This window comes from Pseudomonas sp. NPDC089428 (genome assembly GCF_044749325.1).
GTDB lineage: Bacteria > Pseudomonadota > Gammaproteobacteria > Pseudomonadales > Pseudomonadaceae > Aquipseudomonas.
The window spans coordinates 92697-119094 of record NZ_JBIVHT010000013.1; the positions used below are offsets into that span (position 1 = coordinate 92697).

18 protein-coding genes are annotated in these 26398 nt (G+C 64.4%); 11 read left to right on the forward strand and 7 right to left on the reverse strand.

Annotated features, from left to right (window positions below):
• The first annotated feature begins 319 nt into the window (after nt 1-319).
• The 5 genes from ACIPZ5_RS21345 to pgm all read left to right on the forward strand — a co-directional run bounded on the left by ACIPZ5_RS21345 (nt 320) and on the right by pgm (nt 8696).
• Nucleotides 320-1666, forward strand: coding sequence for a hypothetical protein (locus ACIPZ5_RS21345; RefSeq protein WP_400810468.1), 1347 nt, complete (start codon nt 320-322; stop codon nt 1664-1666).
• Complete coding sequence (locus ACIPZ5_RS21350) at nt 1666-2979, forward strand: PLP-dependent aminotransferase family protein (RefSeq protein WP_400810470.1); 1314 nt, start codon at nt 1666-1668, stop codon at nt 2977-2979. Before ACIPZ5_RS21345 ends, ACIPZ5_RS21350 begins: the two co-directional genes overlap by 1 nt.
• 85 nt (nt 2980-3064) lie before the next feature.
• Nucleotides 3065-4714, forward strand: a complete 1650-nt coding sequence (locus ACIPZ5_RS21355) for a VRR-NUC domain-containing protein (protein WP_400810472.1) — start codon at nt 3065-3067, stop codon at nt 4712-4714.
• On the forward strand, nt 4711-6972 hold the full coding sequence (locus ACIPZ5_RS21360; RefSeq protein ID WP_400810474.1) for an ATP-dependent DNA helicase: 2262 nt from the start codon (nt 4711-4713) through the stop codon (nt 6970-6972). The genes ACIPZ5_RS21355 and ACIPZ5_RS21360 overlap by 4 nt, the downstream gene beginning before the upstream one ends.
• Nucleotides 6973-7058: 86 nt before the next feature.
• Entirely contained in the window at nt 7059-8696 is a 1638-nt protein-coding gene (gene pgm / locus ACIPZ5_RS21365; RefSeq protein WP_400810475.1) for a phosphoglucomutase (alpha-D-glucose-1,6-bisphosphate-dependent), read from the forward strand.
• A gap of 137 nt (nt 8697-8833) precedes the next feature.
• Here the strand turns inward: pgm and ACIPZ5_RS21370 are convergent, their stop codons facing one another.
• Complete coding sequence (locus ACIPZ5_RS21370; protein WP_085677671.1) at nt 8834-9532, reverse strand: pirin family protein; 699 nt, start codon at nt 9530-9532, stop codon at nt 8834-8836.
• Nucleotides 9533-9752: 220 nt separating this feature from the next.
• Between ACIPZ5_RS21370 and ACIPZ5_RS21375 the strand changes: the two genes are divergently transcribed.
• Nucleotides 9753-12164: a UvrD-helicase domain-containing protein gene (locus ACIPZ5_RS21375; protein ID WP_400810477.1), complete on the forward strand. Its 2412-nt coding sequence runs from the start codon at nt 9753-9755 to the stop codon at nt 12162-12164.
• A 7-nt stretch (nt 12165-12171) separates the two neighbouring features.
• Here ACIPZ5_RS21375 and ACIPZ5_RS21380 read toward each other — a convergent pair whose 3' ends face one another.
• Nucleotides 12172-17043 (reverse strand): NEL-type E3 ubiquitin ligase domain-containing protein, encoded by a 4872-nt coding sequence (locus ACIPZ5_RS21380; RefSeq protein WP_400810478.1) that lies wholly within the window; start codon nt 17041-17043, stop codon nt 12172-12174.
• A gap of 255 nt (nt 17044-17298) precedes the next feature.
• On the opposite strand from ACIPZ5_RS21380, the gene ACIPZ5_RS21385 reads away from it, so the two are divergent.
• From ACIPZ5_RS21385 to ACIPZ5_RS21400, 4 genes are all read left to right on the forward strand, one after another.
• Entirely contained in the window at nt 17299-18225 is a 927-nt protein-coding gene (locus ACIPZ5_RS21385; RefSeq protein ID WP_313712480.1) for an alpha/beta hydrolase, read from the forward strand.
• Between the two features lie 76 nt (nt 18226-18301).
• Entirely contained in the window at nt 18302-18721 is a 420-nt protein-coding gene (locus tag ACIPZ5_RS21390; RefSeq protein ID WP_400810480.1) for a VOC family protein, read from the forward strand.
• The gene (locus ACIPZ5_RS21395; RefSeq protein ID WP_400810481.1) at nt 18718-19497 is read left to right on the forward strand and encodes an alpha/beta fold hydrolase; all 780 of its coding nucleotides are present in this window, start codon (nt 18718-18720) and stop codon (nt 19495-19497) included. The genes ACIPZ5_RS21390 and ACIPZ5_RS21395 overlap by 4 nt, the downstream gene beginning before the upstream one ends.
• A gap of 189 nt (nt 19498-19686) precedes the next feature.
• Nucleotides 19687-21360, forward strand: a complete 1674-nt coding sequence (locus tag ACIPZ5_RS21400) for an MFS transporter (RefSeq protein WP_261943973.1) — start codon at nt 19687-19689, stop codon at nt 21358-21360.
• Nucleotides 21361-21458: 98 nt separating this feature from the next.
• On the opposite strand, the gene ACIPZ5_RS21405 is transcribed toward ACIPZ5_RS21400, so the two are convergent.
• Both ACIPZ5_RS21405 and ACIPZ5_RS21410 read right to left on the reverse strand, forming a co-directional pair.
• Nucleotides 21459-22028 (reverse strand): hypothetical protein, encoded by a 570-nt coding sequence (locus tag ACIPZ5_RS21405; RefSeq protein ID WP_313712485.1) that lies wholly within the window; start codon nt 22026-22028, stop codon nt 21459-21461.
• Nucleotides 22029-22103: 75 nt separating this feature from the next.
• The gene (locus ACIPZ5_RS21410) at nt 22104-22490 is read right to left on the reverse strand and encodes a VOC family protein (RefSeq protein ID WP_400810483.1); all 387 of its coding nucleotides are present in this window, start codon (nt 22488-22490) and stop codon (nt 22104-22106) included.
• Between the two features lie 212 nt (nt 22491-22702).
• Between ACIPZ5_RS21410 and ACIPZ5_RS21415 the strand changes: the two genes are divergently transcribed.
• Nucleotides 22703-23167 (forward strand): hypothetical protein, encoded by a 465-nt coding sequence (locus ACIPZ5_RS21415; protein ID WP_400810484.1) that lies wholly within the window; start codon nt 22703-22705, stop codon nt 23165-23167.
• An 18-nt stretch (nt 23168-23185) separates the two neighbouring features.
• Here the strand turns inward: ACIPZ5_RS21415 and ACIPZ5_RS21420 are convergent, their stop codons facing one another.
• From ACIPZ5_RS21420 to ACIPZ5_RS21430, 3 genes are read right to left on the reverse strand one after another with little or no spacing between them, the layout of a single operon-like run.
• Nucleotides 23186-24184 (reverse strand): transketolase family protein, encoded by a 999-nt coding sequence (locus tag ACIPZ5_RS21420; RefSeq protein WP_261943977.1) that lies wholly within the window; start codon nt 24182-24184, stop codon nt 23186-23188.
• On the reverse strand, nt 24181-25029 hold the full coding sequence (locus ACIPZ5_RS21425; protein WP_400810485.1) for a transketolase: 849 nt from the start codon (nt 25027-25029) through the stop codon (nt 24181-24183). The genes ACIPZ5_RS21420 and ACIPZ5_RS21425 overlap by 4 nt, the downstream gene beginning before the upstream one ends.
• Nucleotides 25030-25052: 23 nt before the next feature.
• Complete coding sequence (locus tag ACIPZ5_RS21430; RefSeq protein WP_261943979.1) at nt 25053-26351, reverse strand: MFS transporter; 1299 nt, start codon at nt 26349-26351, stop codon at nt 25053-25055.
• Nucleotides 26352-26398 lie beyond the last annotated feature (47 nt).

The window sequence follows — 26398 nt, forward strand, 5'->3', positions numbered from 1 at the left end:
TCTGTGCATTGTGCGTTTGCTGATTTCTGAATGGTATTTTCATCAGGATCTGTATCTTTTAATCCATATGCAACGCTCGATAATGGCGCATTGATAGTTGGTGCGAGGAGCGTGCAGTGGAGAAGAGCAGGCGCGGCGGTGCGCGGTTCAAGGCGGTGGCGGGTGCTTGGGCGGGCTCGTATTTTTCAATGGTGTGGCGACAGCGTTTAGCAACTTCAAAATTTCCTAATTAATTGTAGGAAGTTTCTTCAAGGTAATTCCGCTGCCCTCGTGTTCAGGTGGCGTGCTTTTGTGCTGAATGAAGTTGTGAGGTAACGCCGTGAGTATTGTTCACGACCAGGCTATGCACTTTATCTATCAGCAAGTGCTGGAGCGCCTGTTGAATCATATGTCCAAAGAACAACGCGCTTCGCTGCAGTTGTTGATCCAGCGTTTGCTGGTGGCTGCGGGCGGGCCGGAATACATCGGTACGTTCAGGTTGCTGGTGGTTCAGGGGGCAGACCGCCGTAGCGCCCGGCTGTTGGCCATACTGCGCGCCGCCCAGCTGAGCATTGCCTTGCGAGCACCGGTGACCTTCAAGTTGCGGGTGCTGGTGACCTGTTTGCCGGCCACCAGCAGCGCGTTGCTCGAGCAGCATGAGCGCAGCTTCAACGCCTTGTTCATGCATGATGATCCAAGGGTACAGCTGCTTATGGTCGAGGGAGCGGCAGTTGTACCTTTCTGTCACCAGGGTGGCGCCACGGCCGGGCATCTACCCTTGTCACGTGAAGCCTTGCTGTTGTTCGGCCACCTCGTTGATGCGCGCCCGGAAGCGCTGCTGGGCAGTCGCACGCATCTGGAACTGGCCGATGGTGTCCGCCTTGCACTGGCCGAATACCCGGGCGCCGATGCGCTGATCACCGCCATGCCAGCCAGCCAGCGGCGGCGCTTTGCGGCCTGGGCCCGGCGGAGCCTGCGCCAGGCAGGTGTCGCCAGCCCCGACGCGCTGCATCAATGCGTAGACAGCCTGGCCACGTGGCTGGCCCAGTTGCATGCCGTCGCAGGTTCACCGGGCAGGGTGATTGACGCGCCGGGTATCGCTCAGGAAAGGGCATTGCCGCTGCGGGTCATCGTGATCGACGATCTGCTCGCCCAGTTGCTCACTGCCGGCGAACTGGACCGGGTGATGGGCTGGGGCATCGAGCTCGGGCAAGAAGGCGCACCGCTGGCAGCATTTGTCGACCCTCTGGCGCTGGCGCAGCTGTACGAGATAGGCGGGCGCTGCAAGGCGCTTGCTGCGTCCAGGCAAGCGCTACGCCTGGTCAGGCCTCAAGCGCCTCAGCAGGTGCGCTTTGCCAAGGCCTACGGGCTGGAGCAGACCCAGCTTGCCTGTCTGTTGTACCGGCCGTTTGCCAATCAGGGGGCTGGGCTGGAGCGGTTTCTGCAATGCCGTCACGCTGACATGCTGGTCGCCTTGCCTTACCTGCACCGGGCCTTGCAGGGCAGATCCTGCCCTGATGCCGTCAAGGACTGGATCGTGAACACCAGCGGCCTGCCACTGGCGCAATTGCGCATGGTCTACAAAGGGCGGCTGGGGGCGGGGGTACGGCAACTGCTGGCCAACCTGGCGCGGCGGGATGTGCAGTTGCGGTTTGTGGGCAGCGTGACGCGCAAGGCTTCATCCTGATGGGGCGTGAGTTCGCCTATCAGGCGGTGTACCGCTACCTGGTCGCCTTGATCGAAGAGGCCGAGCGGGGCGGGCAGCCACGCTTGCCTTCACTGCGGGCATTGTCAAGGCGCCTGCGCGTCTCGTTGGCCACGGTGCAGGCTGCCTACAGCCTGCTCGAGCACGAAGGGCGTGTGCAGTCGGTGCCAAGGTCTGGCTACTTCGCCCAGGTGGGCGTGCAGGCCGGCCTGGCCGATGCAGCCCAGGCGCTACCAGCGCAGCCACTGCTGGAGCGCGCGCTGTTCGCCCATGAGCGGCGCCTGGGGCGGCTGCGTGCCCGGCCCACACACGTGCTGGGCGGGCCACGCCTGCGAGATGCCCTGGCCGAGCGCTATACCCAGTCTTCCCGTCAGTACTGGCGGCCTGAGGATGTGCACCTGGGCCCTGATGTGCAGGCGTTGCTGGAAACGCTGCTGCAGGCATTGGCGCTGCGCGGCAGTACCGTACTGGTCGCCTCCCCATGCTGTTGGCGCATATTGCGGGCCTTGCAACGTTGCGACGTGCGGGTCCTGGAGGTGCCGCTGGTTGCCGGCGGCAGCCCTGATATCGGTAGCCTGTCCAGGCTGCTGGGCGGTGAACCGGTGCGCATGGTGATCGTGCCTTCGTGCCTGGGTACCCCAGTGGGGCGCCTGATGCCCGAGCGCGATCAGCAACAGATTGCCGACCTGCTGGCCGTGCACCCGGTCTGGTTGCTGGAAAACGATCTGGACAGCGAACTGTGCTTTTCCGGCCCTCCGAGCTCGCGCTTGCGTGACTGGGTGGACCCGCGCTGGTTGCTGGTGCTGGGTTCGCTGGAGGCGACAGTGGGCGGCGAGGCGCCCTATGCCTACCTGCTGGGGCGCCATATGGCCTTGGCAGAAGCGTTCGCCCAGCGCGCTTTCCAGCTCGCCCCGATGCGCCAGCAGGCGCTGGCGCAGATGATCACTTCCGGGGAAATCGACGAGCACCTGGGCCGGATGCGGGTTGCGCTGCGTGGGCGCATGGAGCAGTTGTGCCAGCACCTGCGCAGGGTGTTGGGCGGGGAGGTCGACTTTGACATGCCTGAAGGTGGATACGCCTTGTGGGTGCGCCTGTCACCGACCATGGTAAGCGCTCAAGCCGTGGCGGCGTCAGCGGACTCGGCATTGCAGGTGCTGGAAGGGGAGCAGTTCAGTCTGCATGGGCGTCACCGGCAGTTCCTGGCGCTGAGCTGGTTGGGTGAGCAGCCTGAGGCGCTGAGCGAGGCGCTTGAGAACCTGGCGCGGGCCCTGGCGTTTGACGCCATTCGTCGGTAGGGCGGCGCAACGGGCCTGGGGGCTTGCCTGTGTGCCTGATCTGTATGTATAAACAGTGCTCACTTTTGCTGCCCGACCCTGTCCTGTGATCGCCCACTCTGTCGATGACCCGCTGTATTACCTGCACAACTTCCGCCAGGTACTGCTCTGGGTCGAGTCACGTTATGCCGACTTGCTCGACGAGCATGAAATGGCCTTTCTGCATGCCTTTGCCGAGCTGGCGCAACCGGCCCAGGCGCTGATGGTGCGCATGGTGATGCGCAAGGGCGAGCTGTTTCGCTGTGACCGCCTGGACTATGCCGAAATCGGTGACAGCATGGCGGCCTTGCAACCGCTGTTGGCATTGGGTTGGGTGCGCGAGCCCGAGGCCCTGAGCCTTGAGCAGCTGTTTGCACTGTTGCGCAAGGATGAACTCGCCCTCGGTTTCGCTGGGCAGTTGAGCCGTCCGCGGGCGGCCAAGGCCGACCTGTTTGAGCAACTGCGGCCCCTGTCGCTGGCCGCCCGGCCCTTGCGCGACTGGTTCACCCAGGCCCCGGTGGCTATCGTGCAGTGGTGCCTGCAGCCGCTGTGCGATCGCATGCGCCTGTTGTTTTTCGGCAACCTGTACCAGGACTGGTCGGATTTCGTGCTGGCCGACCTGGGCCTGCTGCGTTACGAGCAGGTAGCGTTCAGCCCCCACTCACGTGCCCTGCAGCAGCGCAGCGAGGTCGACCAGGCCATCGCGCTGCACCAGTGCGCCGAGCGTCTGGAACTGGGTGAGGACCCTGGATCAATCCTGGCGACGCTTGCCGGCCTGAGTATCGACAACCCTTGGCTGGCCCGGCGCCATGGGCGGTTGCTGTTCGCCGTGGGCCAGCAGTGCGAGCGCCTGGGTGATTGGGATCAGGCCCTGGCGGTGTATGCCCGTAGCAGCCATGCGCAAGCGCGTATCCGCCAGGTTCGTGTGTACGAGCGCAGCGAGCGCTGGGCGCAGGCCGACGCATTGGCCCGTCAACTGGCTGCCGCACCGGCCAACGCCCTGGAAGTTCAAGCCCTGGAGCGCATGTTGCCGCGGCTGGCCCGCAAGCTTGGCGGCCCCGCACAGCCCCGCCGGCGCGCCGCGCCTCTGGCGCTGATCGAACTGGAGTTGCCGCGTGAGCAGGCAGCGCTGGGTGTCGAGGAGGCCGTGCGCCAACATCTGGCACAAGCGGGTGGGCAGGCGCATTACGTGGAGAACACGCTGTTCAACAGCCTGTTTGGCCTGTTGTGCTGGGAGGCGATCTTCGCTCCGGTTCCGGGGGCCTTCTTCAACCCGTTCCAGGCCGCGCCGCAGGATTTGCATGACAGCGATTTCCAGCAACGGCGTGCAGAAGCTTTCGCGGCCTGCCTGGGCCGTCTTGACGACGGTTCCCATCGCCAGGCCATCCTCGATTGCTACGCGGCCAAGCAAGGCCTGCAATCGCCGTTCGTGTTCTGGCCCATGCTCAGCGAAGCGTTGCTCGATCAGGCGCTGGCGTGCCTGCCCGCCGCGCATTTGAAACAGTGCTTCCTGCGCCTGTTGCAGGATATCCGCAACAACCGCGCCGGCATGCCGGACCTGATCCAGTTCTGGCCGGAGCAGCAGTGCTATCGGATGGTCGAGGTCAAGGGGCCGGGTGACCGCCTGCAGGACAATCAACTGCGCTGGCTGGCATTCTGCGCTGAGCACGGCTTGCCGGTGGCGGTCTGCCATGTGCGCTGGAGTGAGCCAACGTGAGCTATCGTGTGGCGGTGCGGGCGTTGTGCGAGTTCAGCGCCAAGGTCGGTGACCTGGACCTGCGCTTTACCCCGTCACCCACGGCTCAGGAAGGTATCGAAGGGCACCGCCGGGTAGTCGCCCGGCGCGCTGCGGGCTATGAGGCGGAAGTCGCCCTCGAGGGCGAGTATCAGGGCCTGCTGGTGCGCGGGCGTGCCGATGGCTATGACCCGGCCGCCAATCGCCTGGAAGAGATCAAGACCTACCGCGGCGACCTGGCGAAACAGCCGGCCAACCACCGCCAGTTGCACTGGGCCCAGGCCAAGGTCTATGCCTGGCTGCTGTGCCAGGCGCGGCAGCTGGCGGCCATCGAGGTGGCATTGGTCTACCTGGACGTCGACACCGACAGCCAGACGCTGATCAGTGAGCACTGTCGCGCCGAGGCGTTGCAGCACTTCTTCGAAGTGCAGTGCCAACGGTTTCTCGCCTGGGCCCAGGCTCAGCAACAGCGCCTTGCCGAGCGCGACCAGGGTTTGCAGGCACTGGGCTTTCCTTACCCGCAGTTTCGCCAGGGCCAGCGGCAACTGGCCGAAACCTTGTACAAGGCGGTCAGCACCGGGCGCTGCCTGATGGCCCAGGCCAGCACTGGCATCGGCAAGACCCTCGGCACCTTGTTCCCGCTGCTCAAGGCCATGGTCCCGCAGCAGCTGGACAAGGTGTTTTTCCTCACGGCCAAGACCCCGGGCCGGGCGCTGGCGCTGGACGCGCTGGGCCAGATCAGCGCGGGCACGCCGCAGCCGGCCTTGCGCACCCTCGAGCTGATCGCCCGCGACAAGGCCTGCGAATACCCGGACAAAGCCTGCCATGGCGAGTCCTGCCCGTTGGCCCAAGGCTTTTACGACCGCCTGCCTGCCGCACGCGAGGCGGCGGCGTTGCGGCCTATGCTCGATCGCGCCGGCTTGCGCGAAGTGGCGTTGGCGCACCAGGTCTGCCCGTACTACCTCGGGCAGGAAATGGCCCGTTGGGTGGACGTCCTGGTGGCCGATTACAACTATTACTTCGACGCCCATGCCTTGCTGTTCAGCCTGACCCAGCTCAACCAATGGCGGGTGGCCGTGCTGGTGGACGAGGCGCACAACCTGGTCGAGCGCGGTCGTGGCATGTACAGCGCCAGCCTCGACCAGGGCCAGTTGATCGCCTTGCGCCAGAGCAAACCTCAAGGGCTCGGCAGCGCCCTGGACCGGCTCAATCGGCAGTGGAACGCGCTGTACAAGGCGCAGCAGGCCCCGTACCAGGCCAGTGAGCAGCTGCCGGAGGCCTTTCTGCGGGCCCTGCAACAGTGTATCGGGCTGATCCAGGAACGCATGAACGAAAAACCCGCCGAGGTCGATGCCCAGGTGTTGCAGTTTTTCTACCAGGCGCTGCAGTTCAGCCGCGTGGCCGAGCTGTTCGATGAGCATTTCCTGTTCGATGTCAGCCTGCGTGAAGGCCCGCGCAAGCGACGTTTGGCCAGCCTGTGCCTGCGCAATGTCACCCCGGCCCGGCTGCTTGCGCCGCGCATGCAGGCGGCGCGCAGTGTGACGCTGTTTTCCGCCACCTTGAGCCCACGGCATTTCTATACCGACCTGCTCGGCATGCCGGCCGATACCGCCTGGCTGGAGGTGGCGGCACCGTTTCGCGCCGAGCAGCTGGAGGTGCGCATCGCCAGCCAGATCTCGACCCGCTACCGCGAACGCCAGGCGTCACTGGCGCCGATCGCCGAGCTGATTGCCGACCAGTATCAGCGCCAGCCCGGCAACTACCTGGCGTTCTTCAGCAGCTTCGAATACCTGCAGCAGGTGGCCTGCCTGCTCGCCGAACGTTTTCCCGGTATCCCGCTGTGGGCCCAGGCGCCAGGCATGGACGAAACCGCGCGCCAGGCCTTTCTCGATCGTTTCGTGGCAAACGGGCAGGGGGTGGGCTTTGCCGTGCTCGGCGGGGCATTCGGCGAGGGCGTCGACTTGCCTGGCACGCGCCTGATCGGGGCCTTTGTCGCCACCCTCGGGCTGCCCCAGGTCAACCCGGTCAACGAACAGTTCAAGCAGCGCCTGGGGCGGCAGTTTGGCGCCGGTTTCGACTACGCCTACCTCTACCCCGGCGTGCGCAAGGTCATCCAGGCCGCCGGGCGGGTCATTCGTGGCGACCAGGACCGTGGAGTGCTGGTGCTGATCGACGAACGTTTCGCCGAACAACGGGTACAACAGATGTTCCCCGCCTGGTGGCAGGTGGCCGTTAAATAATCCTGGGCGGCCCCATCGCACGGTATTGCAACTCCCAGTACACTGCGTGTTCCAACACCAACATCTGTTGAACTCGAGGTTTTTGCATGACGCTCAGTCCTTTGGCAGGCAAGCCGGCTCCGGCCAGCGTGCTGGTCGATATCCCCCGCCTGCTCACCGCTTACTACACCGGCCGCCCTGACGCCGCCGTGGCGGCCCAGCGCGTGGCCTTCGGCACTTCGGGGCACCGGGGCAGCTCGTTCGACCTGAGCTTCAACGAGCACCATGTGCTGGCGATTACCCAGGCCATCTGCCTGTACCGCCAGGAAAAAGCCATCGATGGCCCGCTGTTCATCGGCGCCGACACCCACGCGCTGTCTGCGCCAGCTGCGGCCAGTGCGCTGGAAGTGCTGGCCGCCAATGGCGTGCAGGTGATGCTCTCCAAGGACGACGAATACACCCCGACGCCGGCGGTGTCCCATGCCATCCTCTGCTACAACCGTGGCCGCAGCCAGGGCCTGGCCGATGGCATCGTCATCACCCCGTCGCACAACCCGCCACAAAGCGGTGGTTTCAAGTACAACCCGCCCAACGGCGGCCCGGCCGACAGCGATGTGACCAAGTGGATCGAGGCCAAGGCCAACGAACTGCTGGCCGCCGGGCTTGCCGGGGTCAAGCGCATGGAACATGCCCAGGCGCTGCAAGCTGCCACCACCCAGCGCCATGACTACGTGGCCAGCTACGTGGCCGATCTGGAAAATGTCATCGACTTCGACGTCATTCGTGGCGCCAACCTGCGCCTGGGCGTCGATCCGCTGGGCGGGGCAGGGGTGCGCTACTGGTCGGCGATCGCCGAGCGCTACCAGCTGAACCTGGAAGTGGTGAACACCGAAGTCGACCCGACTTTCCGCTTCATGTGCGTGGACTGGGACGGCCAGATCCGCATGGACCCATCCTCGCCTTACGCAATGCAAGGCCTGATCGGCCTGCGCGAGCGTTTCGACGTGGCCTTCGCCTGCGACCCGGACCACGACCGCCACGGCATCGTCACGCCAGACGGCTTGCTGCAGCCGAACAACTACCTGGCGGTGGCCATCGACTACCTGTACCGCCACCGTCCGCAATGGCGCAGCGACGCAGCGGTGGGCAAGACCGTGGTGTCCAGCGGCCTGATTGATCGCGTCACCCAGGCCTTGGGCCGCAAGCTGTTCGAAGTGCCGGTGGGCTTCAAGTTCTTCGCCCAGGGGCTGTTCGAAGGTTCGCTGGGCTTTGGCGGCGAAGAAAGCGCTGGCGCATCGTTCCTGCGCAAGGACGGCTCGGTCTGGGCCACCGACAAGGACGGCTTGATCCCGGCCTTGCTGGCAGCCGAGATGACTGCACGCACCGGGCGCAACCCGAGCCAGGCCTACAACGACCTGACCGACAAGCTTGGCAAGCCATTCTCCACCCGCGTCGAGGCCAAGGCCGATGCACGGCAGAAAGCGGCGCTCAGCAAGCTGGCACCGGAGCAGGTGAAGTCGACCGAACTGGCCGGTGAGCCGATCGTGCAGATCCTCAGCCATGCGCCGGGCAATGGCCAGGCGATCGGTGGCTTGAAGGTGATGACCGCCAACGGCTGGTTCGCCGCGCGGCCATCGGGCACCGAAGACATCTACAAGATCTACGCCGAGAGCTTTGTCGACGAGGCGCACCTCAAGCGCCTGGTGGAAGAGGCGCAGGTGCTGGTGGATGCGGCGATTGCCTGAATGACCTGAGCGGGGCTGCCTTGCAGCCCAATCGCCGGAAAGCCGGCTTCCACAGAAACTGCACAAGTCTCAAGGTATGTGCGGTCTCTGTGGGAGCCGGCTTTCCGGCGATTGGGCCGCAAAGCGGCCCCCTTCACTTACGCGACATCGACCAGGACGATTTCGCTGTCCTCGATCGCGGTGACCTTGAGCACTTCCTCCTGCTCGATCGCCACCCCATCCCGGCCCTTGGCACGCAGCCCATTGACCTCCACCAGCCCCTTGGCCGGCACCAGGTAACCCCGGCGCCCGGCGTCGAAGCGGTATTCGGCGGTTTCGCCAGCGCGCAGCGTCGCGGCCACCAACCGTGCGTCGGTACGGATCTGCAGGCTGTCTTCATCACCGGCACGGCCACTGGCCAGGGTCACGAAACCTTCGCCGCGCTCACCTTTCGGGAACGGGCGGGTCCCCCACGACGGCGCATCACCAGTACGCTCCGGCACGATCCAGATCTGGAAGATGCGGGTATCGACCTCTTCGAGGTTGTACTCGCTGTGCACGATGCCGCTACCGGCACTCATCACCTGCACGTCGCCAGCCTCGGTACGGCCTTTGTTGCCCAGGCTGTCCTGGTGGGTAATGGCGCCTTCACGCACATAGGTGATGATTTCCATGTCGCGGTGCGGGTGCGGCGGGAAGCCGCTGCCGGCAGCGATCAGGTCGTCGTTCCAGACCCGCAGGTTGCCCCAGTGCATGCGCGCCGGGTCGTAGTATTCGGCGAACGAGAAGTGGTGGTGAGCGTCGAGCCAGCCGTGGTTGGCGTGGCCGAGGCCTTCGAACGGTCGCAGTTGCAGCATGGTCGTGCTCCTTGAATCAGTGGAATGGAGCCATGATGCGACAAAAATAGATCGAAAATAAGCGTAAATATCGGCTAATTATGATCAGTTTAGTGGATTGATGATGGCGATGTGGATTATGCGATTCATCGCCTAATGCACTGATCTGCAAGCATTCGCTGGCGATTTTCGGCGGATCCAGCCACCATGGTCCGCTGATTCGATCTTCAACGGAGTGACCGTGGCCAACGAGCAACCCCAGGCCCTCGCCGAACTGACCCCGCCCGCCCAATTGCCCTGGTTTCGCCGCCTGGCTGCCCGCTTGCTGGGCCGTGGCCTGACCCGCCTGCAGGCGCAACATCGCGAATCCTGGAGCCTCGGCCACGCACAGGGTTATGAAGCCGGTCGCCAGGTTTTGGTGATCCGCGATTCACGGCCGGACACCGCCGCCGTGCCCGACCGGGACGACAACCTCTTCGATGACTGGCGCCTGCCCTTGACTGCGGAGCTGAAAAAGCGCTTCAAGGCCGACGTTGCCCAGCGCCTGCCTGCCGAGGCCCAGCCCAGCGCGGCGCAGTGGAAGCTGATCTTCAGCGACACGCCGTCCACCTGCGTGGTGGCCGGTGCCGGGGCGGGCAAGTCGACCTCGCTGGTGCTGCGCATCCTGCTGCTGCGCCACTACCTGGGCTACGAGCTGGACGCGATGACCGTGGTCACCTTCACCCGTGAGTCGCGCAAGGATTTCATCAAGCGCCTGGTGCAGGTGTTCGCCCTCTGGCAGCTTGACCTGCAACCGGCCAAGGCGCGCGAGCTGGTGCGCACCTTCCATTCGCGGATCCTGCCGCTGGTGCGCAGCCTGCCGGGTTTCGGCCAGGTGCGCGCGTTCGAGACCCTGGGCAATGAGATGCCGGCTGGCCGCGAGGCCGAGGCCGACAGCAACCCGTTCGACCTGCGCCTGAACGATGCCCAGCGCCAGCAGCTCAACCAGTGCTACAGCCAGTTGCTCGGGCAAAGCCCGCGCTTCGCCGAGATCGTCGCCGCCTTGCGCCGCGAGGCCCTGCAACTCAAGCCGCTGGACCCGGACCACCCGGATGTGCAGAAGCGCGTGCAGGTCACCCAGCTGGCCGCCCAGCGTGACGAAGAACTGTGCGACGTGATCGAAGACCTGTGGTTCGCCGCTGGCGCCTGGCCGATCAAGGGTATCGAGCCCTGCCGCGAAACGGTCCAGATCCGCGGCAGCCGCTTCCATGTGCATGGCCGCCTGGAAGGCCTCGATGCCTGGGTGGTGCTGGGCTTCGACCCGGCGGAAAGTGCCCAGTATCAGCGGCCCGGCGCCAAGCTGGCGGTGCGTGCCGAGTGGGCGGTCAAGCGCACCTTGTTGCAGGCGTTCTGCGACAAGCCGCTGATCTGGCTCGACAACTACGCCATGGCCCGGCGCCTGGCCGCCTCACTGGCCGGCGATGCCGTGGCCGGGCCCGGTTTCGAATACAAGGTCAAGGGCGAGCTGGCCCCGGCACCGCTGCTCGATGCCTTTGTCGGCGCCGCCAACTTCATCGAGAACCTGGGCCTTGAGGTGAACCCGGCCGTGGCGGCCATGAGCTTCCCGTCCGGCGATCCCGATGCGTTGTTCTTCGAGGCGTTGGCCCTGTACTGGAAAGCCCTGGAGGCGCACCTGCTCGACCAGTCGCCACCGGTGATGAGCTACAACCGCATGTTCGCCCTGTTCGGCGAGAACAACCCGGAAAACCTGCAGTTGCTGCCCGACTCGCTGCTCAGGCCGCTGGCGCACCTGATGATCGACGAGTTCCAGGACGTTTCGCCTCAGATCGTCAGCTGGCTGCGCGCCAGCCTTGCGGAAATCCGCCGCCGTGGCCCGGTCATGCACACCGGGCGCAATGCCCAACACGCGTCGCTGATGTGTGTGGGCGACGACTGGCAGTCGATCTACGGTTGGCGCGGCAGTTCGCCGAAGTACTTCATGGAGTTCACCAAGGCCTTCCCGTCACCGGCCAACACCCGCGTGATGCTGGTCGACAACTACCGCTGCCAGCAGCAGGTGATCGATGCCGCCGAGCACCTGGTGCGAGGGACGCCGGCCATTACCGGCAAAAAGGCGCGGGCCAGTGGGCCTGCCGCCGCGCTGCCGGGCACGCCCGTGCGGGTCTTCGACCGTGACGAGGCGGCGCTGGGCCAGACGCTGATCGAGCACTACCAGCGCGGCGAGTCGGTGATGATGCTGTACCGCAAAGGCAGCGACAAAGCGCTGATGAGCGAGCATCTGCACAGCGTCCTGCACGCCGAGGCCCAGTTGCCCGCCGAGCAACGGCGCCTGCGCCAACTGACCTACCATAGCGCCAAAGGCTTGCAGGCCGATGCCGTGTTCATGCTGGGCGATTGCCAGTACCTGACCAGCTCGCCCTACAAGAACCAGGTATACCGCCAGGCCGGCCTGGGCAAGGCCGGAGATGCGCAGCCGTTCGATACCGCGCAGAAAGAGGAGGTGCAGCGCCTGGCCTATGTGGCGGTGACCCGCGCGGTCAGGCACTGCTATTGGCATGTGGAGGCGGCCAATGGTGACGCGGCGGCAGCGCCGCGTGCGTCCAGCCAGGTGGATGGGCGGCAGGCCTTCTTCGAAGACCTGCGTGGTCATTGATCAGCCCTCAGGCATCGAGGACTTCCGCTTGCCGGGTGAGGCTCAGCAGCAACCCGGCTTCAACCTTCTGCTGCTCGCCGTTCAGGGCATTGGTGGCCTTGTAGTACTCGGCATCCTTGAGCGGTACTCGGCGTAGCCTGCCGTTTTCGTCCAGCGGCGGCGATGGCATTTCAGGGCTCAATGCCTGAATGATCGCGGTGCTCAGCTGAGTGACCGGCTCCTGGCTTTCATCCAGGCAATAGAGCAGGTAGTCGAGCCCGGGCCGCCAGAAGTCGGTGATGGCCTCGAACTGGCTGGCATGTTGGCGCTTGAGGTAGTCGACCCACACCGGTTGTTCGGCCATCCACTGCTGCCTGGCGCCGGTGTCTGCATCGAGCTTGAGCACGGCATTGCGCACGTTGTCGATGATTTGCTCGTCGATCCTGGCGGTGTACCGATAAAGCATGCCACTGCTGGGCTCTGGAAAGTCCAGTATCTTGGCCAGCGACTGGCGCAGGGCCAGGCGGACTTCGATGTCGTCCACCAGGCCGGTGGTCAGTGCGCTATCGGGGAAGGCCGCCGGGACGTCCAGCACGTCATAAGCCGGCAGTTGCTCATCCATGGCGTTGTTCTGCAGGGCCTGCTTGCGCAAGCTGCGCTGCAGGCTGATACGATCAGCCAGCTCGTTGACTTTCTCGCGACGATACAACTTGCGGTATAGCTGCAAAAGCGGCTTGGCGGCGCCCTCTGTCTGCCCGGATGCCTGGCTGACGAACAGCTCCACCTCCAGGGCGCTGAATGCATCGGCGCCGGCATCTCCACAGGTAGGGGGAAAGGATTGTGCTACCTGATTCAGGCGCTCGCGCAACGCAGTCTCGTCGTGGGCCTTCTCCAGCAGCGCCCATACCCGATCGCGCAAGCCTTCCGGGTCTCTGTTCGCTTCCACCGAGCGAGTCAGGCGCTCCAACACAGCCAGTAGGTCGCCATGCTCGTTGTGCTCGAACAGGTCGTTCCAGACGCGTTCCTGATCAGCGCTCGCCGAATCGCGCCAGAGGTTTTGCCACTCGGGCCTGTCGGGCGCGGCTTCGTAAATATTCACGCCGAGTGTGCGCAGGCGCGTTGCCAGATTGGCTTCCAGGTTGTTGTAGTTGAACAGCCATCTTTGCCCTCGCTCGCGGGCGGCTAAACCTCTTACGTACGGGGTATTCACAAGATCGTCCACGCCGTCTAAGTGATGAATGCGATTGGACGAAAGCTCCAGGAAGCGAAGCTGGTAGTTTGCCTGTGACATCAGGGTGATAAGGCCGCTTGGCCATGCCTGCAACTCGCAGCTGTGCAGGATCAGCTCCTCGAGGCGGGCCATGTAGCGTACATCCGGTGCATGTCGCAACGGGTTGAAGTTCAGCGCCAGTCGCTTCAGGAACACCATGTCCTGAAAACGCGCCGCCAGGTTTGCATCAAGCGAAATGCGGTTGTGCCCCAGCTCCAGGACTTCCAGCGGTCGGCTGGCCAGCAGTTGCAGCGTGCTTTCATCCAGCGTCAGCCGGTTACGGCTCAGATTCAACTCGCGCAGGTCAGGCATGGCAGCCAGTGCCCTGTGGGCAGTAGCGGAGAGGCTTTCCAGGGCATTGTTGGCCAGATTCAGCGAGCGAAGCCTCGGGACGTTTTCAAGCGCCTCGAAGAGTGATTGCGCGTGTAAGCTCGGGTTGCCGGACACTTCCAGCACCTGCAGGTTGGGAAAGCCTGCCAGGAATGCTGCATCCAGTTGCTGCAGCTCAAGCCTTGGCAGCCTGAGTTCGCGGATATGGGGGAGGCGGGCAGCGAGTGGTGGCAAGTGCGTCAAACGGAACCTCTCAAGCGAGAGCGTCCCCTGGTTGCTGGCACCTGTACGCTGCCAAGCCTCCTGGATACGTGCGATGCATCCTTGACGTTCCAACAGGATCGCCAGCGTTGCAGCACTGTCTTTCCATGATTTCAGATTAGATTTGAGCTCCTTCCATTCATTTTCTAACTGCCGGACCTTTGACCCGAGGTCACCTGCCAGGCTCAGTTCGGCCTGCAAGGCGCTGATCTGGCCGCTGCTCAGGGAAGGGTACAGGGACTTGAGCCGGCGTGCCGCAGCCTTGGTGCTGAGGTGGCCTGCACCGCGGCCACTGAGCGGGTAACCGATGCGGCCATGGGCCAGGCGCATGGGCGAGCGCCAGCTTGGCTTGATGGGCTGCTGGCCAAGCAGGGTCGCGCATGCAGCGCGGTCAGCGAGGGCCATGTCCAGCAACTGCGCTGCACTTGCATGGGGTTGTCGGGCCAGCAGTGTGTCACGAAGCAGTTGGCTGTCGGCATTGGCCAGGCTCGGTCGATAGAGGCCAAGCAAGGCACGGTCAAGGCGCGCCCGCGCTTGCAGGTGGCGAGCTTCCTCGGCCACGCGTAACGGCACGCGCCCGTTCCTCATGCTTTCACGTTCGCGGCTGCCGGCATGCGCGACGAGTTCTTCCAGGGCACTGTCTGGCAGCCCGGTGAACTGCCGGCCAAGGGTCTGCGCCTCGGCGCCAAGCGTCGGGCGATGGTATTTCAGCAGGCTGGCGAACACTTCGGCACGGCGCGCGGCCAGGCTATCGGCCAACAATTCGTCGAGCGCCCTGGAGCGCTGCTCTGGCGCAGTGTCCGGTAGCAATTGCTGTTTGGCATCTTCATCCATCCCGGCCAGGAGAGTCTGGCTCAGCTTGCCTTCGTCCAGCTCCTCACGACCGATCTCGATCTGCACCGTGCCGGGCTTGTCCTCTGCGCCATAGTAAACCGCATCCCCCCACTTTTCGGCGCCCTTGAACACTTTGAGCCGGTAGCGCGCCGGCCAGCCCGGCAGGCGCACCAGTTCCGGCAGGGCGAAGTTCATGTGGGCGGCCAGGGGCAGGCCGTGACGCACCCGGGTGATGATGCTCTGCACGTCGTTATCCAGGCGCAACCTCAGCAAGGCATCGGCCAGCAAGGCCGGTGGGCGTAAGCCGGCGACCTGATGGCGGCGCAAGGTGGAAGCATCGGTGTCGGTGATGCGCAAGGCGCTCAGACGCTCTGATTCATCCAGCCCCCGGCTATGCAGGCCAAGCCCTTCGAGCAGTTGCGCATCGTCCCATTCGAGCGGTTCGTCGTGGGCCAGCTGCCAGCGCTGGTCGCCCAGGTAGCGCAAGGCCGGGTTGTAGGCATCAGGATCACTGGGATGACGCACACGCCACTCAGCGTCGCGTTGAAAAACCTCATACAGCTCGCCCTGCAGCCAGACGTGGGGTTTGTCGTCGATGCTGTAGAGCCCATCAGCATTTGGCTGAGGCTCCAGCGGCAGCGAACGGGACGTGCCATAGGCGCGCATGTCGGCGTGCCACAGCCGTTCGCGGCCATCTTTCCAGACACTCTCAAGGGCATCGACGAACCCCGAGGCCTTGAGCACTGTGCTGCCGCCAGCAAAACCGGCTGCCACCACGGCATTGATGGCCAGCGACTCGAGCTGCTGCAGTGCCTCCTGGGTATCGCCTTCTTCCCACGCTTCGAAACCAGTGAACACCGAGTCCATGAGGTCGTAGGCGAACACACCGAGCATCACCGCATCCAGCCCCGGCACGAAGAAGGCGGCGACGTTGAGCAGGTTCATGCCTGCGTCAAGCCATTGTTGCAGCCGCGCTTTGCGAGCCTTGGCGTCGACGTCGGCGGTGGGCACCGCGAGGGTTCTGGCATCTGCCTTGAGGCGGCGCTTGTGGTTCTTGTAGAGCACTGTCCAGATGGGTAATGCCAGGCGGGTTCGGTTGAAACGTAGATCGGGCTGCTTACGCGGTTTGCGCACGCCGTCGCTGGATTCGAACAAGGCGTCAGCGAGCTTGTGGCTGAGTTCGGCTTGTCTGGCTTTGTCTGCGAAGCCGATCAGGTGCTGGCGAAATTCGCTTTGCAGCAAGCGTTGACGCAGGTGAGCGCCGGCGTTCTGCAACGAGGGGAATTCCCTCACCGGGTGCTCGCTGTCCTGGGGGATGTAAAGGATGCAGGGATTGCTCTGGTCAGCCTCATCCGGGCCGATCAGCAGGACATCATGGATCGGAATGCCGAACAGGCTGAAACGCCAGCAGTGCAGGGCGTGCTCACCGTAGTGCGGCGTGCGGGTGTTGGCGCAGAGCTGAGCCAGTGCGTCGCGACCTTTGCTCGACAGCAGGTCTTTGAGCACCGCCATTTCTGCCTCGGTGTCCAGCGTCTGCTGGCTTGCCTCTATCCACAATTGCTGAATCGTTGCCTGTGCGGGGCCGTCATAGATGCTCTGCAGGTGCTCCTGGTACTGGCGGCCCAGATCCAGATCACGGCAATGGCTGACGAACGCTTGCAGTTCCAGGCCGGGCGGTGATGTGTCGTTGTTCGGGCCAAGGGTCAGGGCGTCGAACGGGCCCAGATCGTCATCCCCTTCGAAGTTGTGCAGTGCTGCCTCCAGCAGCGTGCGCTTTTGTGCCGGGCCATCAGGGAACCTGATCAGTTCAGGTACGTTGCCGAACTCCAGTCCAGGGGGATTTTGCTGGGTGGTGTAGACCTTGTACGGCTGGTGCAGGTACTGGGCTTGCTCGACGTCGATATCCTGGGCCAGTCGTTGCTCCAGCAAAGGCTTGCAGAATTCGCCAATCTGCCTGAAGTCCTTGAGCGCCGTTCGCAGGGCCTTGAACTGCGCATCGCGTAGCCTGATGAGCTGGCGTACCTGCGCCTGGTCTTCAGCGCTGGCGGCGGCAAACCAGGCATGGGGCGCGCCGTTTTCGTCAAGGTAGTCCTTGCGTACGCCCTGCACGATGCGGCGGATATGGTCGGGGTGCAGGGTTCGGGCCCAGGCGGGCAGGGTGCGGACAATCTGGGCCTGGTGATAGGGCACAGCAGTGGTGGTCATGGGGGGATGCTCCGTAGTCGAAGGAGGCATCAGTCGACCGGTTTGGCTTCGCCCTGCGGTGGTACTTAGTTGAATGAGCAGGTCGGTCCTGTGCACGCGAGGGTCGGTAGGGGAGCAGCGTGGACGGGTTGCCTGGGGGATGGTGGAGTACGGCATGGCGTGGGCATGCCGTGTGGGTGGCGTCGGCGCACGGGGAGTGGGCCGACGCCACGTGATGCCTGGCCACGGGCCGGCACTCTGTCAGGGAGAACTTCGATGCATTCGCTGTGCAGTCCCAAGGATCACCTGCTGGACCTCGACGGTATTGAAATAGCGGTACGCACCTGGGGGCCGGAAGATGGCATTCCGGTGCTGGCCGTACATGGCTGGCTGGATAACGCCGCTTCGTTCGAGCGCCTGGGGCCATTGCTGGAGGGCTGCTTCGTGGTAGCCCCTGATCTGGTCGGCCACGGTCGTTCCGATCACCGCCGCCACGACAGCGGCTACTACCTCTGGGAGCATGCCGAGGACATGCTGGCGGTCACCGATAGCCTGGGCCTGTCCCAGTTTCATGTACTCGCCCATGGCATGGGGACCGGCATTGCCTCGCTGCTCGCCGCCATGACCAGCGGCATTGCCAGCATGATCTTCCTCGATGGCATGGGGGCGCCATTCACCGTGGCCGAGGATGACCGCGTGCAGCACCTGGCACGTGCCTACCGCCTCAAGCGGATGGTCCAGCGCAGCCAGTTGCAAGGTTTTGCCGAAACCCCCAACAGCCGATTCGACAACCTGGAAACCGCGCTCGAGCAACGGCGCAAGCGCTTGGATGGCGAGTTGGCGGAAGACGCCGCACGGCTGCTGGCCTTGCGCGACCTGTTGCAATTGGCCGACGGCTATTGCTGGCGCCACGACCCGCGCCTGGTGCTGCCCGAGCCGATGCCGCTGACCGAACGCGAGGCCTGCGACCTGCTGCGGGAAATCCGTTGCCCGTTGTACCTGATGTTCGGCAGGCAGGGCGCTTTTGCTGGTAATGGGTTCGAAAAGCGCCAGGCGGCGTTGCCCGGCCACGCGAAGGTATCCTGGCACCCCGGTGGGCACCATTTCCACCTGGAGGCGCCGGACCGGGCGCTGGTCGACCAGATCCTGCGCATCCTCGCCCGGCATGAGGGCGGTCTGTTGCAGCGGCTGGTGAATGAGTAGCGGGTAATGGCCAGCGGGCCAGGTCCTGGGCTATGGTGGCGAACGCTATCGGGCAATCGCCACAAGGAGACCTGGCATGCGGCCGTTCGCCATCAAGCACATCGACCATTTGGTACTGCGGGTCACCGACTTGCAGCGCAGCGTGGCTTTTTACCGCGACCTGCTGGGTTGCACCGTCAGCCGTGAACGCCCGGATCTGGGCATGGTTCACCTGGCAACCGGGTCGGCAATGATCGACCTGGTGACGCTCGACGGCCCGCTGGGCCTGCCCGGTGGTGCGGCGCCGGGCGCGGAAGGTCGCAACCTGCACCACTTCTGCCTGCGCATCGACCCGTTCGACGAGCAGGCGCTGACGGCTTACCTGCACGCGGCTGGGGTAGCGGTCGAGCCGGCAGAAAAACGTTATGGCGCTGAAGGCGAGGGGCTGTCGCTGTACTGCTTCGACCCTGATGGCAATCAAGTCGAACTCAAGGGCCCGGTCGAGGGGGCGGCATGACGCAGATCACCCTGGCCGAGCACTGGATCGATACGCCCGACGGCAAGCTGTTCGCCCAGCACTGGCGACCACAAAACGCACCGGGCGTGCCGATCATACTGCTGCACGATTCGTTGGGCTGCGTTGCCTTGTGGCGTGACTTCCCCGAACGGCTGGCAGTGGCGACCGGGCACTGGGTGATTGCCTATGACCGGCTGGGCTTTGGCCGCTCCGATGCGCACCCGGGCCGCTTGCGCCGAGGCTTCGTCGAGGCCGAGGCGCAGCTGGGCTTCGCGGCGTTGCGGCGGCAGTTGGAGATCGGCGATTTCATCGTCTTTGGTCACAGTGTCGGCGGCGGCATGGCTGTCGGCTGCGCCGCGACCCATGGCAACCATTGTCGAGGCCTGATCACCGAATCGGCCCAGGCCTTTGTCGAAGACCTGACCTTGCAGGGTATTGCTGATGCCAATCGGCAGTTCGCCGAGCCAGGGCAGTTGCAGCGCCTGGCGCGCTACCACGGCGACAAGGCCGAATGGGTGCTGCGCGCCTGGGTGGACACCTGGCTTGACGAAGCCTTCGCCGACTGGAACCTGGATGGGTTGCTGGCGAAGGTGCATTGCCCGCTGCTCAGCCTGCATGGCGACCAGGATGAATTCGGTTCGCCAGCGCATCCCCGGCGTTTCACCACGTTGGCCGCTGGGCCGAGCGTGATGCGCCTGCTGCCGGGCTGCGGGCATGTCCCGCACCGGGAGCAAGCCGAAGTGGTGCTGGCCGAGGTGCAGCGGTTTCTGGGGTGACGGCATATGGTGATGCTGGCAAGTGGATATTGCGGCAAAGCCGATTATGCTTCAGTTACCTTGCTGCGATTCGAGGCGGCCAGCCTCGTCGTGCTTCGCGCAACCAATGCTAGCCCTAGGGCCTGGGTGCGACGGTGAAATGGGTGTGAGGTACTCCGGCCTTCGACAACGACAAGACGGAGGCACCCCATGGCGGTACTCGATAGCGCTTCCACGGGCAGTAGCGCGCCCCAACGGGGCATTACCAAAGAGGAGCGCAAGGTCATCTTCGCTTCCTCGCTGGGCACCGTGTTCGAATGGTACGACTTCTACCTGTACGGCTCGCTGGCGGCGATCATCGCCAAGCACTTCTTTGCCGGCGTCAATGAAACCACCTCGTTCATCTTCGCCTTGCTGGCCTTTGCCGCCGGCTTTGCCGTGCGGCCGTTCGGCGCCATCGTGTTCGGCCGCCTGGGCGACATGATCGGGCGCAAGTACACCTTCCTCATCACCATCGTCATCATGGGCCTGTCCACCGCCGTGGTGGGGCTTTTGCCCAGCTATGCGGCGATTGGCGTGGCGGCACCGATCATCCTGATCACCCTGCGCCTGCTCCAGGGCCTGGCGCTGGGTGGCGAGTACGGCGGTGCGGCCACCTATGTGGCCGAGCACGCGCCCAAGGGCCGGCGTGGCTTCTTCACCGCGTGGATCCAGACCACGGCCACGCTCGGCCTGTTCCTCTCGCTGCTGGTGATCCTGGCCTGCCGCACCGCCATGGGTACCGAGGTGTTCGAAGCCTGGGGCTGGCGGGTGCCGTTCCTGTTGTCGATTCTGCTGCTGGCGATCTCGGTGTACATCCGCATGCAGCTCAACGAGTCGCCGGTGTTCATGAAGATGAAGGCCGAGGGCAAGGCGTCCAAGGCGCCGCTGACCGAGTCGTTCGCCCGTTGGGACAACCTCAAGGTGGTGATCATGTCGCTGCTCGGTGGCACCGCCGGGCAGGCGGTGGTGTGGTACACCGGGCAGTTCTATGCGCTGTTCTTCCTGCTGCAGATGCTCAAGATCGACCCGCAGACCGCCAACCTGCTGATCGCCGGCTCCTTGCTGATCGGCACGCCGTTCTTCATTTTCTTCGGCAGCCTGTCGGACCGCATCGGCCGCAAGAAGATCATCATGGCCGGCTGTATCATCGCCGCGCTGACCTACTTCCCGATCTTCAAGGCACTGACCGAGTACGGCAACCCGGACGTGTTCGTCGCCCAGGAACAGAACCCGGTGGTGGTGGTGGCCGACCCTGGCCAGTGCGCCTTCCAGTTCGACCCGGTGGGCAAGGCCAAATTCACCAGCTCCTGTGACATCGCCAAGAGCCTGCTGGCCAAACGGGCGATTCCCTACACCAACCAGGCGGCCGAGCCTGGCAGCGTGGCGCAGGTTCGCATCGGTGAGCGGGTGATCCCGAGCATCGACGGCAGCAGCCTGGCGGCCGCCGACCTGAAGACCCAGAGCGACGCCTTCACCGCGACCATGGTTGGCGCCCTGAAAGAAGCGGGTTACCCGGAAAAGGCCGACCCGGCGAAGATTCACTATCCGATGGTGCTGTTGTTGCTGACCCTGCTGGTGATCTACGTGACCATGGTCTACGGGCCGATCGCCGCCTGGCTGGTGGAGCTGTTCCCGGCACGCATCCGCTACACCTCGATGTCGCTGCCGTACCACATCGGCAACGGCTGGTTCGGCGGTTTCCTGCCGACAGTGGCCTTCGCCATGGTGGCGGCGACCGGGGATATCTACTACGGGCTGTGGTACCCGATCGTGATTGCGGTGATGACGGCGGTGCTGGGGATCTTCTTCCTGCCGGAGACCAAGGACCGGGATATCACTTAGGCAGGTCCGGCCCCATCGCGGCTAAAGCCGCTCCCACAGGTGCCGCGCAGGCCTTGTAGGAGCGGCTTCAGCCGCGAAGAGGCCGGCACAGGTACACATCAATCGAAGTAGCCCCGCAGGCTAAAGGCATACCCGGTATCCACGCCCTTGGCTTCACCCCGGCTCCAGCGCTTTTTCAGCACGAACTCGAACGCCGGCTCGTACAACCCATCCCTGATCAGCGCTCCCGCCAGCACCTCGACGTCATACCAGCCATTGTCCAGCTCGATGATCGGCCGCCCCGGCACCTGATAGCGCGCGATCAGGTCACCCAGCGTCTTGGGGGTGAAGTGCTGCAGGATGCGCCAGGTGTAGAGCATCACCGCGCGGTTCTCGACTTGCAGCACATAGCCGTTGCGCCGGTGCTTGAGGCGGCTGCCGGGTTCGAGCAGGGCGGGTGTGTAGCCATCGAGGGTGAACAGGATGTGGTAGGGCAGGTTGTCGACCCCTGCCAGCGGTATCACCACACCTTCGGCCACGGCCCTGTCGCCGCTGTCGTTGCGGGTGAACTCGCGGGCCAGGTCGTCGGACAGGTTGTTGTCATGTTTGAAGCGGTCGAGCAGCTGGATATCGCCCAGCAGGAAGTAGTCGACCAGGTCATTGAGCACTTCGCTGAATTCGTGGCGCATCTGTTTTCCTTATTGTGGCGCACGGGATACAGCTGCAATGTAGCCAATGGCAGCATCGGCTGCCATGGCCGCGGCTCAGTGTTTCTGGGCGATCTGGATCAGGTTGCCGCAGGTGTCGTCGAACACCGCGACCGTGACTGGGCCCAGGTCGGTGGGCGCCTTGGTGAACTTCACGCCGGCCTTGCACAGCCGCGTGTACTCGGCCTGGATATCGCGCACGCCGAAGGAAGTGGCGGGAATACCATCCTGCTTCAGCGCTTGCTTGTAGGTTTTCGCCGCCGGGTGCGCATCGGGCTCCAGCAGCAGCTCGACACCATTGGGGTCGTTGGGTGAGGTCAGCGTCAGCCAGCGATGCTGGCCCATGGGGACGTCGTGCTTGGGCTCGAAGCCCAGTACGTAATGGTAGAAAGCCAAGGCCTTGGCCTGGTCGTCGACGAGGATGCTGGTGACAACGATCTTCATAGGCGCACACCGTTCCTGCGGGTCGTTACCTGACAGTAAAGACGCTCTGGCCCATTTCTCCAGCGAAGGGCAAGAAGCACTTCGCTAGGCCGCACACTTGTAAGAGCAATCGCTTAAGGATGTACGGTTGTTCGCTATCTGCGCCAGGCCGCTTTGTTTCGTTGCTTATCCCGCTATCTTGCGGCTTCTTTTCAACCGCATGAGGTACAGCCATGAAACTCCGATCCATGCTCGCTGCCGTCGCCACAGGTTTTTCCGCGATCACCCACGCCGCCACAGCTACCCCGATCACGGTCGCCGTCGGGGCGCCGACCATGGTGCATCATTTGAAATACCAGGTGATGTACAGCGAAAAGCCATTCGAGCTTGCGACCATCTACTACTACGACAATGGCATCTACAAGATCGTGTCGCCGGGCGAAGATCACTATGGCGTGTATGTGATCGAGGGGCAGTCGACCGACGAGGTGTACAAGATCAGCTACATCTCACTACCCTCCGAAGACTGGGCCGGAAATGTCGCCAGGCACGATCTGACCTTCGACAACCAGACGCAGGTGTTCACGCAGCAAGCCCTGGCCCATTCGGACCAGGGCATTCCACCACAGCATGGCAGCTTCGTGCAGGCTGCGAACACCGCTACCGATCATGCCGGCGTGCGCTGGCAGCAACCCTGACGGCAGCGCCTGCGCAGGCTACAGCCAGCCCTTGATCTGCCGCGCCACCGCCGCGGTGGAGATGCCATAGCGATCATGCAAGGTCGGTAACGCCCCGGCATCGAGGAATGCATCGGGCAAGGCGATCTGGCGGAAGGTCGGGGTCACGCCATTGCGCAGCAGCACGCCGGCCACGGCCTCACCCAACCCGCCGACGATGGAGTGGTTCTCCGCCGTCACCACCAGCCGCCCCGGCTTGCGCGCCTCGGCCAGGATGGTTGCCTCGTCCAGTGGCTTGATGGTCGGCACATGCAGCACCGACACGTCCACGCCATCCTTGTGCAGCTGTTCGGCTGCCTCCAGCGCACGCATGGTCATCAGCCCGCTGGCAATCACCAGCACGTCGCGGCCGCCGCGCACCACCTGGGCCTTGCCCAGCTGGAAGCGGTAGTCGTAGCGGTCCAGCACCAGCGGCACGTTGCCGCGCAGCAGGCGCATGTACACCGGGCCCTGGTGAGCGGCGATGGCCGGTACGGCCTGTTCGATCTCCAGGGCATCACAAGGGTCGACCACCATCAGGTTGGGCATGGCGCGCATGATCGCCAGGTCGTCGGTGGCCTGATGGCTGGGGCCATAGCCGGTGGTCAGGCCGGGCAGGCCACAGACGATCTTGACGTTGAGGTTCTCCTCGGCGATGGCCATGCAGATGAAGTCGTAGGCGCGCCGCGATGCGAACACCGCATAGGTGGTGGCGAACGGGGTGAAGCCTTCGCGCGCCATGCCCGCTGCGGCGCTCATCAGCAGCTGTTCGGCCATGCCCATCTGGTAGAAACGCTGTGGGTGGGCTTTGGCGAAGATGTGCAGGTCCGTGTACCTGGACAGGTCGGCGCTCAGGCCGACGATGTCCTGGCGCTGTTCGGCCAGCGCCGTCAAGGCATGGCCGAAGGGGGCCGGGCGGGTGGGTTGGCCTTCTGCGGCGATCGAGGCGATCATCGCCGAAGTGGTCAGGCGTTTGGCAGGTGCGGTCTGGCTGTTCATGCGCGGCTCCCGGCGTCCAGTGCTTGCAGGGCGAGGTCCCATTCGTGTTCGTCGACACGGATGAAGTGGGTCTTGTCGCGGTTCTCGAGGAAGGGCACGCCCTTGCCCATGCGCGTGTCGCAGATGATCACCCGCGGTTGCGCGCCGCGGTGCGCGCGGGCCTGGTCGAAGGCCTGAACCAAGGCGTCGAGGTCGTTGCCATCGACCCGCTGCACATGCCAGCCAAAAGCCCGCCAGCGGTCGACGATCGGCTCGAAGGCCAGTATCTCGCTGGAGTGGCCGTCGGCCTGCTGGTTGTTGACGTCGATGATGGCGATCAGGTTGTCCAACTGCCAGTGGCTGGCGGACATCGCCGCTTCCCAGGTCGAGCCTTCATTCAGTTCGCCGTCGGACAGCAGGTTGTACACCCAGCTGGCCGAGCCCTTGCGCTTGATGCCCAGGCAGGCGCCGACGGCGATGCCCAGGCCGTGGCCGAGCGAGCCACCGGTGATTTCCATGCCGGGGGTGTAGGCGGCCATGCCGGACATCGGCAGGCGGCTGTCGTCGCAACCGTAACTTTCCAGTTCGTCTTCGGCGATCACCCCGGCTTCGATCAGCGCCGCGTACAGGGCGATGGCGTAATGGCCGATGGACAGGTAGAAGCGGTCGCGCTGTTCCCATTCGGGGTTGGCCGGGTCCAGGCGCAGGGCGTGGAAGTAGGCCACGGCCAGCAGGTCGGCAGCACCCAGGGCCTGGCCGATGTAGCCCTGGCCCTGGACCTGGCCCATGCGCAGGGCATTGCGGCGGATGTTGTGGGCGCGCGCAGCCAGAGGCCGCGCACCCGGGGTAGCGGGTACGGCATTCATGGGGTGACTCCTTTACAGGGAAATTAACGGTTGACCAGGCTCGCCGGCACGCGGAACACCAGGGCGGCACCAAAGATCAGCACGGCGGTGATCAGGTACATGCCGATGGCGTTGTTGCCCAGGGTGCTGGTGACCCAGCCGATCAGGAACGGTGAGCAGAACCCGGCCAGGTTGGCGAAACTGTTGACGGCGGCGATGCCGGCGGCGGCTGAAACACCCCCGAGCAGTGTGGTCGGCAGCATCCAGAACAGTGACGAGGCCGAGAGGATGCCCGATGCCGCCAGGCACAGGCTGAGGATCGACAGGCTCAGGTGGCTGGCGAACACGGCGGCCAAGGTCAGGCCCAGGGCGCCGGCCAGCATCGGGATTGCCAGGTGCCAGCGCCGCTCGCGGTGGCGGTCGCCGCTGCGTCCGGCCAGCAGCATGGCACCGATGGCGCACAGGTAAGGCAGGCTGGTGAGCAAGCCGATGTGCAGCGGGTCGGCGACGCCGGCATTGCGCACCAGGGTCGGCAGCCAGAAGGTGATCGCGTACTGGCCCATGACTACGCAGAAGTAGATACCGGCCAGCAGCCACAGGCGACGGTCACGGATGAAGTCGGCCACCGAGCCGTGCTGCACCTTGTGCTGCTCATCCTCGGCCAGCTCCTTGCGCAGCAACGCCTTTTCTTCATCGTTGAGCCAGTGCGCCTGATGGACACCGTCCTTGAGGTAGCTGAGTACCAGAATGCCTACCAGCACGGTCGGAACGGCCTCGAGGACGAACATCCACTGCCAGCCGGCCCAGCCATGCACGCCGGCGAAACGCTCCATGATCCAGCCCGACAGCGGCCCGCCGACCATGCCCGAGAGCGGGATGGCGATGAACCACAGCGCGGTCATCTTCGCCCGCCGGTAGGACGGGAACCAGTAGGTCAGGTACAGCAGCAGGCCGGGTGCCAGGCCGGCTTCGGCGACGCCGAGTAAGAAACGCAGCACATAGAATTGCCAGGCCGTCTCGACGAAGGCGAACAGGGCCGAGATCAGGCCCCAGGTGATCATGATGCGGGCGATCCAGCGCCGTGCGCCGACCTTGTGCAGGATGATGTTGCTCGGCACCTCGCAGAGGAAGTAGCCGATGAAGAACATCCCGGCGCCCAGGCCGTAGACCGCTTCGGACAGGGCCAGGTCATCCATCATCTGCAGCTTGGCGAAGCCGACGTTGACCCGGTCGAGGTAGGCGCACAGGTAGCACAGCATGAGAAAGGGCATCAGCCGCCAGGCGGTCTTGCGATAGGCATTGCTACGCGCGACCGTGGCCGCGTCGAGGGTTAGGAGGGTCATGTCGATCTGATCTCTTGTTGTTATCGATCGCCCCGCGTGGCGGGGCT